The sequence below is a fragment of the Mesorhizobium sp. M0830 genome (genome assembly GCF_040319965.1).
In the GTDB taxonomy this organism is placed as follows: Bacteria; Pseudomonadota; Alphaproteobacteria; order Rhizobiales; family Rhizobiaceae; genus Mesorhizobium.
Genome location: NZ_JAMYOR010000007.1, coordinates 22,042 through 34,114, shown reverse-complemented (window position 1 = coordinate 34,114; position 12,073 = coordinate 22,042). Strand labels below are relative to the sequence as shown.

Annotated in this window: 16 protein-coding genes; 10 read left to right on the top strand and 6 right to left on the bottom strand. The window is 62.3% G+C overall.

The annotated features are described in order from the left end of the window. Positions 1 to 33 precede the first annotated feature (33 nt). Both NKI20_RS06610 and NKI20_RS06605 read left to right on the top strand, forming a co-directional pair. Positions 34 to 348, top strand: a complete 315-nt coding sequence (locus NKI20_RS06610; protein WP_352829243.1) for a Rieske (2Fe-2S) protein — start codon at positions 34 to 36, stop codon at positions 346 to 348. Then, positions 345 to 1,583, top strand: a complete 1,239-nt coding sequence (locus tag NKI20_RS06605; RefSeq protein WP_502898040.1) for an NAD(P)/FAD-dependent oxidoreductase — start codon at positions 345 to 347, stop codon at positions 1,581 to 1,583. The genes NKI20_RS06610 and NKI20_RS06605 overlap by 4 nt, the downstream gene beginning before the upstream one ends. 42 nt (positions 1,584 to 1,625) lie before the next feature. Here the strand turns inward: NKI20_RS06605 and NKI20_RS06600 are convergent, their stop codons facing one another. From NKI20_RS06600 to hslV, 6 genes are all read right to left on the bottom strand, one after another. Next, positions 1,626 to 2,585 (bottom strand): DUF1402 family protein, encoded by a 960-nt coding sequence (locus tag NKI20_RS06600; RefSeq protein ID WP_502898039.1) that lies wholly within the window; start codon positions 2,583 to 2,585, stop codon positions 1,626 to 1,628. A gap of 235 nt (positions 2,586 to 2,820) precedes the next feature. After that, positions 2,821 to 4,134: an ATP-dependent protease ATPase subunit HslU gene (hslU, locus tag NKI20_RS06595; RefSeq protein ID WP_352603099.1), complete on the bottom strand. Its 1,314-nt coding sequence runs from the start codon at positions 4,132 to 4,134 to the stop codon at positions 2,821 to 2,823. Positions 4,135 to 4,138: 4 nt separating this feature from the next. Then, the gene (locus NKI20_RS06590) at positions 4,139 to 4,738 is read right to left on the bottom strand and encodes a DUF2585 domain-containing protein (protein ID WP_352829239.1); all 600 of its coding nucleotides are present in this window, start codon (positions 4,736 to 4,738) and stop codon (positions 4,139 to 4,141) included. 49 nt (positions 4,739 to 4,787) lie between these two features. Further along, positions 4,788 to 5,942 carry a hypothetical protein gene (locus NKI20_RS06585; RefSeq protein ID WP_352829237.1) on the bottom strand — a complete coding sequence of 385 codons (1,155 nt, stop codon included), beginning with the start codon at positions 5,940 to 5,942 and terminating at the stop codon, positions 4,788 to 4,790. Next, positions 5,939 to 6,451, bottom strand: a complete 513-nt coding sequence (locus NKI20_RS06580; RefSeq protein ID WP_352829235.1) for a GNAT family N-acetyltransferase — start codon at positions 6,449 to 6,451, stop codon at positions 5,939 to 5,941. The genes NKI20_RS06585 and NKI20_RS06580 overlap by 4 nt, the downstream gene beginning before the upstream one ends. Positions 6,452 to 6,504: 53 nt before the next feature. Beyond that, a complete protein-coding gene (gene hslV / locus NKI20_RS06575) occupies positions 6,505 to 7,056 on the bottom strand; it encodes an ATP-dependent protease subunit HslV (protein ID WP_023761119.1) in 552 nt (183 codons plus the stop codon). A gap of 212 nt (positions 7,057 to 7,268) precedes the next feature. Here hslV and hisB point away from each other — a divergent pair, with 212 nt between their 5' ends. The 8 genes from hisB (at position 7,269) to NKI20_RS06535 (ending at position 12,072) form a co-directional block, all read left to right on the top strand. Then, positions 7,269 to 7,868 (top strand): imidazoleglycerol-phosphate dehydratase HisB, encoded by a 600-nt coding sequence (hisB, locus tag NKI20_RS06570; protein WP_352829233.1) that lies wholly within the window; start codon positions 7,269 to 7,271, stop codon positions 7,866 to 7,868. A gap of 4 nt (positions 7,869 to 7,872) precedes the next feature. Beyond that, positions 7,873 to 8,349, top strand: coding sequence for a DUF2628 domain-containing protein (locus NKI20_RS06565; RefSeq protein WP_352829231.1), 477 nt, complete (start codon positions 7,873 to 7,875; stop codon positions 8,347 to 8,349). After that, a complete protein-coding gene (gene hisH, locus NKI20_RS06560) occupies positions 8,349 to 8,999 on the top strand; it encodes an imidazole glycerol phosphate synthase subunit HisH (protein ID WP_352829229.1) in 651 nt (216 codons plus the stop codon). Before NKI20_RS06565 ends, hisH begins: the two co-directional genes overlap by 1 nt. Positions 9,000 to 9,005: 6 nt before the next feature. After that, a complete protein-coding gene (locus NKI20_RS06555; RefSeq protein ID WP_352603115.1) occupies positions 9,006 to 9,296 on the top strand; it encodes a DUF1330 domain-containing protein in 291 nt (96 codons plus the stop codon). A gap of 4 nt (positions 9,297 to 9,300) precedes the next feature. After that, on the top strand, positions 9,301 to 10,050 hold the full coding sequence (hisA, locus tag NKI20_RS06550; RefSeq protein WP_352729318.1) for a 1-(5-phosphoribosyl)-5-[(5-phosphoribosylamino)methylideneamino]imidazole-4-carboxamide isomerase: 750 nt from the start codon (positions 9,301 to 9,303) through the stop codon (positions 10,048 to 10,050). Further along, positions 10,047 to 10,883, top strand: a complete 837-nt coding sequence (locus tag NKI20_RS06545) for an arginase family protein (RefSeq protein WP_352829226.1) — start codon at positions 10,047 to 10,049, stop codon at positions 10,881 to 10,883. Before hisA ends, NKI20_RS06545 begins: the two co-directional genes overlap by 4 nt. Then, the gene (gene hisF / locus NKI20_RS06540) at positions 10,880 to 11,674 is read left to right on the top strand and encodes an imidazole glycerol phosphate synthase subunit HisF (protein ID WP_352829390.1); all 795 of its coding nucleotides are present in this window, start codon (positions 10,880 to 10,882) and stop codon (positions 11,672 to 11,674) included. The genes NKI20_RS06545 and hisF overlap by 4 nt, the downstream gene beginning before the upstream one ends. A gap of 74 nt (positions 11,675 to 11,748) precedes the next feature. Next, positions 11,749 to 12,072 (top strand): phosphoribosyl-ATP diphosphatase, encoded by a 324-nt coding sequence (locus tag NKI20_RS06535; RefSeq protein WP_023761127.1) that lies wholly within the window; start codon positions 11,749 to 11,751, stop codon positions 12,070 to 12,072. Position 12,073 lies beyond the last annotated feature (1 nt).

Here is a 12,073-nt window from a genome sequence, read left to right as displayed (position 1 = left end):
TCCAGGCGAGCCCCGATTTTTGAGGAGGAATCTATGAGCGACTGGGTCGAGGCCTGTGACACCGGTGACATCGACGAGGAGGATGTGATGCGCTTCGATCATGGCGGACGCACCTTTGCCATCTATCGCAGCCCAGATGATGAGTTCTTCGCCACCGACGGCCTCTGCACGCATGAAAAGGTGCATCTGGCCGACGGGTTGGTGATGGACGACATCATCGAATGCCCCAAGCACAATGGCCGCTTCAACTACAAGACGGGTGACGCCCGCGGCGCCCCGGTCTGCGTCAACCTGAAAACCTATCCGGTCAAGGTCGATGCCGGCAAAGTCCTGATCCAGGTCGGATGACCGATATGACGCGGGGAATGGTCATTGTCGGCGCCGGCGAATGCGGTGGGCGAGCAGCGTTGGCACTGCGCAATCTCGGTTATGAGGGGCCTGTGACGCTCGTCGGCGACGAGCCGCATCTGCCCTACGAACGCCCGCCGCTGTCCAAGGATGCGATGGTCAGCGATACGCCCGAGATCAAGGCGATCGCCAGCGACGCAGTTCTGGCCGAGAAGTCGATCCGGCATATCCATTCAGTCCAGGCAGTCGCGATCGATCGCGCCGCGCATGCGGTTCGCCTGTCGGACGGCTCAGTCCTGCCCTATGACAAGCTCCTGCTGGCAACCGGTTCGACGCCGCGCAAGCTGCCGATGCCGGGATTGGGTTCGCGCTGCGTTTATCTCCGCACCTTCGCCGATGCACTCGCCATTCGCGCGCATCTCAAGGCCGGCAATCGTATCGCCATCATCGGCGGCGGCTTCATCGGCCTCGAACTCGCCGCCGCGGCGCGCAAGCTCGCAGCGTCGGTTACCGTCATCGAGGCGCAGCCGCGCATCCTGATGCGCGGCGTGCCGGCCGAAATCGCCGAGATCATCCATGAGGCGCATGTCGCCGAAGGCGTGAAGATCCTGTGCGGGACCGGCATCGCGTCCATCGCCGACGATGGCAACGAGGTGCGCGTGACGCTTGCCGGCGGACAGGAGATATCAGCCGACCTCGTCGTCATCGGCATCGGCGCCGTGCCGGTGACCGGGCTTGCGGCGGAAGCCGGCTTGGCGATCGACAACGGTATCGCTGTCGATGCCGAGCTGCGCAGCAATGATCCCGACATCTTTGCCGCCGGCGATTGCTGCTCGTTTCCGCTTGCCGTCTATGGCGGTCGCCGCGTCCGGCTGGAAGCCTGGCGCAACGCCCAGGAACAAGGCGCGCTGGCGGCCAGGAACATGCTGGGTGCCGGCGAGGCGCATGCGGCGGTGCCGTGGTTCTGGTCGGATCAGTATGGCCTGTCCCTGCAGATTGCAGGCCTCTCCGACGAGGGCCGTAGCACAGTGCGCCGTGATGTCGGCGATGGCGCCTTCATCCTCTTCCATTTGGCTGAAGACGGCAGGCTGGTGGCGGCCAGTGGCATCGGCCCCGGCAATGCGGTCGCTCGCGACATCAGGCTGGCCGAAATGCTGATTGGCAAGCAGGCGAAACCGGCCTCGCAAGCGCTCGGTTCGCAGTCCGTCAAGCTGAAGTCGTTGCTGGCGGCCTGAGCTTGCGAAGGCGACGACAGTCGGGAATGGAGGGCTGAGACTCTAGAACAGCGCCTTCAGCTCCGGCAGCTTGTCGTTGACCAGCCAGCCGTAGTAATTCTCCTCCGGCAGCTTCTCCGGCTCTCCAGCAGCACGGCGCCTGTCGTTCTCCGCCTTCAGCGCATGCGCGCGCTGCTCCGGATTGCCGACATTGTAGAGCGTGGCGGTCAGCCCCGGATTGCCCGAAATATCGAAGCCGGCAATGCTCTTGTAGGCATCGATCGATTTCCTGATCGTCGCGGCGACGTAAGGCAGCGTCAGGTCTGGATCCATGATGGTCTTGTAGACCGAGTTGGGATCGGCGACATCGAGCTCCGGCAGGCCGGAAACCCTGTGCACCAGGTCGCTCATCTGCAGGGCGGTCAGCGGATTGAGCTGGCCGAGGCCGAAGGTCTGGCCGGCATAATAGGGCTGGAAGAAGGTTGCTCCGAAGCGGTCGTCTGGAAAGCTTGTCCCGCCAACGCTCTTGCCGCGAAACGAATGGTTCCACACCTGCTCACGGCATTCCCACAGATCATAGCTGTCCGAGACGCCGGCGCATTTCTTGAATTCCGGCCGCTGCACGAAATCAGTGACGTCCTCGCCGTCATAAGCGAAGGACAGCTTGCTCGACAGGTAAGAGATCGCCTTGACGTAATAAGTCTGCAGCCGGTCGTAGGCATCGACATTGTAGGTGTGCTCGCCGACGATGGCGCCGACGATGTGCATCGGATCAATGCCGTAGGTGGCTGCTGCCTTCTTGATCTTGCCGCGCAGGTCGGCGTCGTTCTGCAGCAGGGCGTAGACCTTGCGGTACTTCGCCTGGAAGGTGGTGTTGGTCGCCTGCGTGCGCCGGCTTGAAGCGCCGGGAATGTCCGGCTGTACGGCATTGCGGTTTCCCGCCGGCACCAATGTCGCGGCTTCAGTGGCGTACAGCGTCGCCGCCAGCGTCAAGCCGAGAATGAGCAGGATCAGTTTTTTCATGCGCCGCCGCCCAAGCAATTCCAGGAAAAGTGTGAAACGGTTTTCCGCCCGGAATTGCGTCAACCAAGAGATCGAGAATGCCGCGCAAACTAGGTAAAGCTCTTGATCGAGTCGAGAGCACCCCTTCGCCCAGCACTACGAAAGATGGCCAGATGGTACCATCTGGCCACACCCCAAACTGTTTGCCGGAACCGTGTCGTCCGGACCGGCGCCGGAATGACCCCGGCGCCGTCGTTTAAAGGATGAATCGCGACAAATCTGTGTTTCGCGACAGATCGCCGACATGCTTTTCCACATAGGCGGCGTCGATTGTGACGCTGGTGCCGTTGCGGTCCGGCGCGTCATAGGAGATTTCATCCAGCACCCGCTCCATCACCGTCTGCAGCCGCCTTGCGCCGATGTTCTCGACGCTGGCGTTGAGGTCGACGGCGATGCCGGCCAGCGAATCGATGGCGTCGTCGGTGAAGGTCAGGTCGACGCCTTCGGTCTTCATCAGAGCGATATACTGCTTGATCAGGCTGGCCTCGGTCTCGGTCAGGATGCGGACGAAATCGTCCTTCTCCAGCGCGCGCAGCTCGACGCGGATCGGCAGTCGGCCCTGCAATTCCGGCAAAAGGTCGGACGGCTTGGAAACGTGGAACGCACCGGAGGCGATGAACAGGATGTGGTCGGTCTTCAACGGTCCGTATTTGGTCGCCACCGTCGTGCCCTCGATCAGCGGCAGCAGGTCCCGCTGCACGCCTTCGCGAGAAACGCCCGCGCCCATGCCGCCTTCACGCGACGCGATCTTGTCGATCTCGTCGAGGAAGACGATGCCGTCATTCTCCGTCGCGTCGAGCGCCCGGCGCACCACCTCGTCCTGGTCGAGCAGCTTGTCGGACTCATCGTTGACCAGCAGCTCGTAGGATTCCTTGACCGTCGTCTTGCGCGACTTGGTCTTCTTGCCGCCCATTGCCTTCGACAGCATGTCGTTGATGTTGAGCACGCCGATATTGGCGCCCGGCATGCCGGGAATCTCGAAGCCGGGCATGCCGCCAGTGCCGGTGTCGGCGACTTCGATCTCGATCTCCTTGTCATCAAGCTCACCGTCGCGCAGCTTCTTGCGGAAGCTATCGCGGGTGGCCGGGCTCGCCGTCTTGCCGACTAGCGATTCCAGCACGCGTTCCTCGGCATTGATATGGGCGCGCGCCTTGACGTCCTCGCGCATCTTCTCGCGCACCAGGCCGATGGCGATCTCGACCAGGTCGCGGATGATCTGCTCGACGTCGCGGCCGACATAACCGACTTCGGTGAATTTGGTCGCCTCGACCTTGACGAAAGGCGCACCGGCCAGCCGCGCCAGGCGGCGCGAAATCTCGGTCTTGCCGACGCCCGTCGGCCCGATCATCAGGATGTTCTTCGGCATCACCTCCTCGCGCATCTGGCCTTCCAGCTGCTGGCGGCGCCAGCGGTTGCGCAAGGCGATGGCCACGGCGCGCTTGGCGTCCTTCTGGCCGATGATGAAGCGGTCGAGTTCGGAAACGATTTCGCGAGGAGAAAATGTAGTCATATCATTAAATTCCACTTTGCCACTGCTTGATGGCCTCTAACGGATGCAGCAGCATGATCACGTTGAGTGTCAGATTGTCCCGGATCAGATAACCGGTACCCAATTCGAAAACGACGGCGAGACTGACGATCACCCATATAGGTAGGGTTCGCGCCATCACAAATCCCAGCACCATGGCCAGTGTGTCGGACACCGAATTGATGATGCTGTCGCCGTAATAATCGAGCGAAATGGTGCCGGCGCGGTAGCGGTCGATGATGAAAGGGCTGTTCTCGACCAGCTCCCAGCCGCCTTCGATGAGGACGGCGAATGCCAGCCTCAGTCCGATCGGTGAGCGCGGAAACAGGAATTGCGCCAAGGCATAGAACAGGAAGCCGTGGATGAAATGCGATGGCGTGTACCAGTCGGAAATATGCTGGGAATTCTCCGAACTCTGCACGACGCCATGCCAGAGCTTGACGTAGCCGCAGGTGCAGATCGGTGTCCGTCCCATCAAATAGAGCGTGACAGCCTGGATGATGATCAGGCCAAGCACGATGAGCAGCCCCATCCGCCAGCTGTTTTCGTAGGCCGAGAGGTTTTTGTCCTCGCCGGATGCTTTCATGCCCTCATTCCCCCTCATGCCCGTCGTGCTCTTCGGTCATCACAGCCCGCTACGCCTTCAGCGGCGGCAGCCAGCGGATTACGGCCGCCGGCAAAGTGGGCTTGACGACAATTCGCCGGATACGCTGCCAGCCCGCCCCGAAAAGGATGATCAACGCGCCGACAACGACCAAGATCAAGGCAAAAGGTGGAATGCCAGTCGAATGGGAGGCGGAGTTGACCAGATAGTAGATGCCCAGCGAGCCGAAATAGGCCAATGTGGGAACCAACAGCGAACGGCGATCTATGGCGAGCGCAACATAAACGAAGCCAAGGATCAGGATCGTCAGCATGATGGTCGCATTGGCGTCGGGCGCGATATGTCCGAATGCGACGTTCTGGCCAGTTGCCATGATAAAGAGCGGATGCACCAGCATGGGCGCCGATACGACATGCAGCCAGAACGCACAATCGGACCAGATTTTGCGTCGATCTCGGTCGTGGATGTCGAAAGCCACGGCCGTCGAGAATACGATCAGGCCGCAGATCAGCGGCATGTAGAGTGCCGCGCGGAGCAATTCGGGAACATCCTCGAGGCTTGGCGGCGCAACCGCGCCTGTCGTCACGCCGTCGTACAGGATTATTGCCGTTTGCAGGAAAGCAAGCAGGGTGAAGGCGATGGCGATGACCCCGGCAAGGACGGGGACGCGAAAGCGCCAGAAATAGATTACCGCCGCCGCTATTCCCCCGCCGAGAAACAGATATCCGGCCCGGGAAGCCGTCTGGCGCAACGCCAACAGCTGCCAGATGGTCTCAGGCATGCGGATGTCAAAGCTGGCCCTAACCCGCAGCGCCAGCGCGACCAGGATGGCGACCATGAAGATCAGGGCAAGCACTGAAGAAGACAATTTCATCCGATGCTGACGTGTGACAATTTCGGCGAGCGCCCATGCGAAAACCGCAAGAATGCCGGCAATCCAGAACGTCTGACCAGGAAGCATGGTGATGAGGACGAAGAAAATACCGGCGTTGAGCAGAACAGTCCCCACGGTGATGAAGAGATCATTGCCGCCGCCGACCAGTCGCAGGTTTTCCTCGTCACCCTCATCATCGACGTGCTGGGCCTCAGCTGCGACCGAGCGTTCCATGGCCTCAAGTTGATCCCGCAGCGTCTGCGAAATCAGACCCGCGGCGATCGCCTTGTCGAGTGTTTCCGCGCGGATCAATCGGGCTCCTGTGGCGCGTCGCGCGCCATCATCAATGCTGGCCCGTATTCCGATATTCTGGTGTCAAAGGCAACAAAGCCAGCCTTTTCATAAGCGCGGATAGCCCGCCCGTTGGCGGGATCCGGGTCTATGATGACGCGCGGCACGCCTTCCTCGAACAGCTGTTCGACGAACTGGCGCACGATTGCCGAGCCATGGCCGAGCCCGAGCAGCTCCGGCCGGCCGATCGACAGGTCGATGCCGAGCGTTCCGTAAGGCTGGTCGGCATAGGGGTGGTCGTCTTCCAGATGCGGGTCGTAGCTCTGCAGATAGGCGATCGGCTTGCCGTGGAGTTCGACAATCAGCGGCTCGACGGAGATCGAGTCGATATGATCGCGAATCTCGGCGATTTCCGTTTCGGGATCGTCCCACCACGCTGCCACATGCGGCTCGGCGAGCCAGCCGGCGATCATCGGCAGGTCTTTCTCGGTCACCGGCCGAAAATCATATCTATCTTCTTGTTCAACCATGATCTTTCCCGAAAACCGGTCTCCACTTTTCGGGATCATGGTCGGCGGCCGGGTCAGCCGGCATCGAGCGTTTCGATGACGAAATTGTTGTTGGTGTAGACGCAGATATCGGATGCGATCTGCATCGCCTTGCGGGCGATCTCCTCGGCGTCCTTGTCGCTGTCCATCAGGGCGCGCGCCGCGGCCAGCGCGAAATTGCCGCCAGAACCGATGGCCATGACGCCATGTTCGGGCTCGAGCACGTCGCCGGTGCCGGTCAGCGCCAGCGAGACCGACTTGTCGGCAACCAGCATCATCGCTTCCAGCCGGCGCAGATAGCGGTCGGTGCGCCAGTCCTTGGCGAGTTCGACGCAGGCGCGCGTCAACTGGTCGGGATATTGTTCGAGCTTGGCTTCAAGCCGCTCCAGAAGGGTGAAGGCGTCGGCCGTGGCGCCGGCAAAACCGGCGATCACATTGCCGCTCTTGCCGATCCGGCGCACCTTTTTGGCGTTGCCCTTCATGATGGTCTGGCCAAGGCTGACCTGGCCGTCGCCGGCGATCACCACCTTGTTGCCTTTGCGCACCGTCACGATGGTCGTGGCGTGCATGGTCAGTTCGTTCGACATTTCTGGCTCCGAGCAGCGCTATCCCAAAAGGCGATTGGCGCGGTACGAGTAACTTGATCGGCCATATGTATGCATGGGCCCGATGATTGCAAACCGCTCGATACCGACCCGGATGGCAACTGGCAATCGCCGGATCATGCTGCTAGAAGGCTCTCGTTTTCAAGCGGTGAAGGGCTTGGAACACGTGAAAACCCTGGGATAAGGACAAGGTCATGTCGCCCCGCTCCGCCGAAGCCAGCCGCAAGACCAAGGAAACCGATATCGTGGTATCGGTCCATGTCGACGGTTCGGGCAAGTCGGACATTTCGACGGGCGTCGGCTTCTTCGACCATATGCTGGACCAGCTTTCCCGCCACTCGCTGATCGACATGACGGTCAAGGCCAAGGGCGACCTGCACATCGACGACCACCACACGGTCGAGGACACCGGCATCGCACTCGGCCAGGCGCTGGCCAAGGCGCTCGGCGAACGGCGCGGCATCATGCGCTATGCCTCGATCGACCTTGCCATGGACGAGACGCTGACGCGTGCGGCGATCGACGTGTCCGGCCGTCCGTTCCTGGTCTGGAACGTTTCCTTCTCGTCGCCGAAGATCGGCACGTTCGACACCGAACTGGTGCGCGAGTTCTTCCAGGCGCTGGCGCAGAATGCGGGTATCACGCTGCATGTCACCAACCATTATGGCGCCAACAATCACCATATCGCCGAGACTTGCTTCAAGGCGGTGGCGCGTGCGCTGCGCATGGCACTTGAACGCGACCCGCGCCAGCCGGACGCGGTACCCTCCACCAAGGGATCTTTGAAGGGATAGCGTCATGACCGCCTATGTCGTCATGGAACCGCCGGGCCGCAGCGAGAGGGCCGATACAACGGCCTTTGTCCGCGACGGCTTCGCCTGGCTGGGATTTCTGGTGCCGCCACTCTGGTTCGCCTGGCATCGGCTGTGGATCGAGGCAGCCCTTGCCTTCGTCGTCATGGGCCTGCTTTCTATGCTTGGCCAAAAGCTCGGCCTTGGCCCGGCCGCATCGCTGCTCTCGTTGCTGGTTTCGCTGTATGTCGGACTGGAAGGGCAGGCACTGCGCATATCGGCACTTCGCCGGCGCGGCTGGCACGAATGGGGCGTGGTCGAGGCCGGATGGCTCGATGATGCCGATACGCGCTATGCGCTCGAGACGGAAGCGCTTTTCGATCAGCCCGCACCGGGACCGCGCATGGTCCCGGACGCTGCCCTGGCGCGGCCATCGCAGCCGGGCATGGCGCTGGGGCTGACCCACATTCCGGGAAGACGCTGATGCGGGTTGCCATCATCGATTACGGCTCGGGCAATCTGCGCTCTGCCACCAAGGCTTTCGAGCGTGCCGCTCGGGAAGCCGGCATATCCGCGAACATCGACCTGACCGCCGATGCGGAGAGGGTGCGCACGGCCGATCGCATCGTCCTGCCCGGCGTCGGCGCCTATGCCGACTGTGCGGCCGGCTTGCATGGCGTCGAAGGCATGTGGGAGGCGATCGAGGAGGTCGCGATCGGCAAAGGCCGGCCCTTCCTCGGCATCTGCGTCGGCATGCAGCTGATGTCGCAGTGTGGCCTCGAAAAGACAATTACCAACGGCTTTGGCTGGATATCAGGCGACGTCAAGGAGATCACGCCCGCCGATCCGGCGCTGAAAATCCCGCAGATCGGCTGGAACACGATCGACCTCAAACGCCAGCATCCGCTGTTTGCCGGCATTCCGACCGGGCCGGACGGGCTGCATGCCTATTTCGTCCATTCCTACCATCTCGATGCGCTCAAGGCGGACGAGGTCCTGGCGGTCGCTGACTATGGCGGCCCGGTGACGGCCACGGTCGCCCGTGACAATCTCGTCGGTACGCAGTTCCATCCTGAAAAGAGCCAGGCGCTGGGCCTGGCGCTGATCACCAATTTCCTGCGCTGGAGGCCCTGAAACACCATGAGTAAGAAGGGCTACTGGATGGCGATGATCGATGTCCGCGATCCCGATGTGTACAAGCAGTACATCGAGGCGAATGCCGTCGCCTTCGCGAAATACGGCGCGAAACTCCCGGTGCGGGCCGGTCGTTACGAGAGCCCCGAAGGACCGACCGGCAACCGTCACGTGCTGGTCGAGTTCGAGTCCTACGACAAGGCGGTCGAATGCTATCATTCGCCGGAGTATCAGCACGCCTCGAAGTTTCGGCTTGCCGCCTCATCAGGCCATTTCGTCATCGTTGAAGGCGCCTGAACGGATGATCCTTTTCCCAGCCATCGACCTCAAGGACGGCCAATGCGTGCGCCTCAAGCACGGTGACATGGCCACCGCGACCATCTACAATGACGATCCGGCGGCCCAGGCCAAGGCCTTCGAAAAACAGGGCTTCGAATGGCTGCACGTCGTCGACCTCAATGGCGCCTTCCAGGGCCAGAGCGTCAACAGCGCGGCGGTCGGCGCCATCCTCAAGGCGACGAAGAATCCGGTCCAGCTCGGCGGCGGCATCCGCACGCTGGCGCAGATCGAGGACTGGCTCGATCGCGGGCTGGCCCGCGTCATCCTCGGCACGGTGGCGGTGCGTGACCCCGGCCTGGTCAAGCAGGCCTGCATGGCTTTCCCCGGCAAGGTGGCCGTCGGCATCGATGCCAAGGGCGGCAAGGTTGCCGTCGAAGGCTGGGCGGAGGCGTCGAGCCTCGGCGTCATCGAACTGGCGAAGAAATTCGAGGGCGCCGGCGTTGCCGCCATCATCTACACCGACATCGACCGCGACGGCGTTCTGACCGGCATCAACTGGGATGCCACCATCGACCTTGCCGACGCCGTGTCGATCCCGGTCATCGCTTCCGGCGGCCTCGCCTCGATCGCGGACATCGTGCGCATGACCATGCCCGACGCGCAAAAGCTCGAGGGCGCGATCTCCGGCCGCGCGCTCTATGATGGCCGCATCGATCCGACCGAGGCGCTGGCGATCCTGAAAGGCCGGCCTGCGGCGGAGACGCGGTCGTGAAGATCTCCATCATTCTGGCCTCTTATGACAGCGGCCACTACCATGGCGGCATGGGCCAAGGTCCGGATTCGCTGATATCGGGCGGTCTCGTGGACGCGCTGACCATAGCTGGCCACGATGTTGCCGTGGAAGACATCGGCAAGGTCGGAGACATTCAGGAGCGCGAGATCGCCACCGGCTTCGCCGTCTGCAACGCGGTAGCCGCCGAGGTTCGCCTTGCCCGTGACGCCGGTCGGTTTCCCATCGTTCTTGCCGGAAACTGCCTGACCAGCGCCGGCGCGGTTGCCGGCGAGGACGCCGATGCAATCATCTGGGCCGACCAGCATGCTGACCTCAACACGCCCGAGACATCCATATATGGCTTTCTCGACGGCATGGCGCTGGCCACTGTTCTGGGCCTGTGCTGGCGCCCGATGGCGGCGGCCATTCCCGGCTTCAAGCCGATCGATCCGTCACGCTGCGTGCTCATCAACGCACGCGATCTCGATGTCGCGGAAGAGCAGCTCCTCGAGACATTGCCGATCATCCGGACGGAATGTCCGGGAGTGGCCCAGGCGACCGAAAGACTGAAGATGGCCGGCGCCAGACGCGTGCACATGCATCTCGACCTCGACGTGCATGACCCCCAGCAGCTGCAGGCCAACCGCTACGTCAGTTCCGGCGGGCCGAGCCCGGAACAGTTGCGCGACGCGGCTTGCGCCGCGGCACTTGCTGTGCCGGTCGTCGGCATCACTGTTTCCGCCTACGATCCGGCCTTCGACGCGCAGGGCGATGTCCCGCCGCTGGTCGGTCAGTTGCTCAACGATCTCATCGCCACGATAGAGGGCCGCTGATGCTGAAAGCCCGTGTCATCCCCTGCCTCGACGTCAAGAACGGTCGCGTCGTCAAGGGCGTCAACTTCGTCGATCTGATCGACGCCGGCGATCCGGTCGAGGCGGCCAAAGCCTATGACGCCGCCGGCGCCGACGAGCTCTGCTTTCTCGACATCACCGCTTCGTCGGACAATCGCGAGACTATCTTCGACGTCATCGCACGCACCGCCGAACAATGCTTCATGCCGCTGACCGTCGGCGGCGGCGTGCGCCAGATCGCCGATATCAGGAAGCTGCTGCTGGCCGGCGCCGACAAGGTGTCGATCAACACGGCGGCGGTGAAGAACCCGGATTTCGTCGCCGAGGCGGCCGACAAGTTCGGCAACCAGTGCATCGTCGTCGCCATCGACGCCAAAAAGGTGTCCGGCGTCGGCGAGGCCGATCGCTGGGAGATCTTCACCCATGGCGGGCGAGAAAAGACCGGCATCGATGCGGTCGAGTTCGCGCGAAAAATGGTCGATCGCGGCGCCGGCGAAATCCTGCTGACGTCGATGGACCGCGACGGCACCAAGGCCGGCTACGACATCGCGCTGACCCGCGCCATTGCCGACGCGGTGCGGGCGCCGGTCATCGCTTCCGGCGGTGTCGGCACGCTCGATCACATGGTCGAAGGCATTCGCGATGGCCATGCCGGCGCGGTACTGGCGGCCTCCATCTTCCATTTCGGCACCTATACGATAGCGCAGGCCAAGGCGCATATGGCCGCCGCTGGGCTGCCGATGCGGCTGGACTCGCTTGGCAATCGGTCCTAAAGCATGATCCCGAAAAGTGGGAACCGGTTTTCGGCAAAAAGATCATGCTGAAACAAGCAGATAGATGAACGGTCATGACCGAGTTTTCGCTATCCGACCTGGAAAAAATCGTCGGGGAACGCGCCCATTCCGGTGATCCGGACTCCTGGACTGCAAACCTGTTTGCGCGCGGCATCGACAAGGCGGCGCAGAAGCTTGGCGAAGAAGCGGTCGAGACCGTCATTGCCGCCGTCAAGGGCGATAAACAGGCCCTCGTTTCGGAAAGCGCCGATCTTGTATATCATTGGCTCGTCGTTCTCGGCCTCTCCGGGGTTCCGCTGAGCGACGTGCTTAGGGAACTCGAACGCCGCACCGGGCATTCGGGCATCGCCGAGAAGGCGTCACGGCCCAAGGGCTGAC

Bases quoted from the DNA above. Each gene is read 5' to 3' on its own strand.
- NKI20_RS06610 (WP_352829243.1), top strand. From the start codon at position 34: ATGAGCGACTGGGTCGAGGCCTGTGACACCGGTGACATCGACGAGGAG.
- NKI20_RS06605 (WP_502898040.1), top strand. From the start codon at position 345: ATGACCGATATGACGCGGGGAATGGTCATTGTCGGCGCCGGCGAATGC.
- NKI20_RS06600 (WP_502898039.1), bottom strand. From the start codon at position 2,585: ATGAAAAAACTGATCCTGCTCATTCTCGGCTTGACGCTGGCGGCGACG.
- hslU (WP_352603099.1), bottom strand. From the start codon at position 4,134: ATGACTACATTTTCTCCTCGCGAAATCGTTTCCGAACTCGACCGCTTC.
- NKI20_RS06590 (WP_352829239.1), bottom strand. From the start codon at position 4,738: ATGAAAGCATCCGGCGAGGACAAAAACCTCTCGGCCTACGAAAACAGC.
- NKI20_RS06580 (WP_352829235.1), bottom strand. From the start codon at position 6,451: ATGGTTGAACAAGAAGATAGATATGATTTTCGGCCGGTGACCGAGAAA.
- hslV (WP_023761119.1), bottom strand. From the start codon at position 7,056: ATGTCGAACGAACTGACCATGCACGCCACGACCATCGTGACGGTGCGC.
- hisB (WP_352829233.1), top strand. From the start codon at position 7,269: ATGTCGCCCCGCTCCGCCGAAGCCAGCCGCAAGACCAAGGAAACCGAT.
- NKI20_RS06565 (WP_352829231.1), top strand. From the start codon at position 7,873: ATGACCGCCTATGTCGTCATGGAACCGCCGGGCCGCAGCGAGAGGGCC.
- hisH (WP_352829229.1), top strand. From the start codon at position 8,349: ATGCGGGTTGCCATCATCGATTACGGCTCGGGCAATCTGCGCTCTGCC.
- NKI20_RS06555 (WP_352603115.1), top strand. From the start codon at position 9,006: ATGAGTAAGAAGGGCTACTGGATGGCGATGATCGATGTCCGCGATCCC.
- hisA (WP_352729318.1), top strand. From the start codon at position 9,301: ATGATCCTTTTCCCAGCCATCGACCTCAAGGACGGCCAATGCGTGCGC.
- NKI20_RS06535 (WP_023761127.1), top strand. From the start codon at position 11,749: ATGACCGAGTTTTCGCTATCCGACCTGGAAAAAATCGTCGGGGAACGC.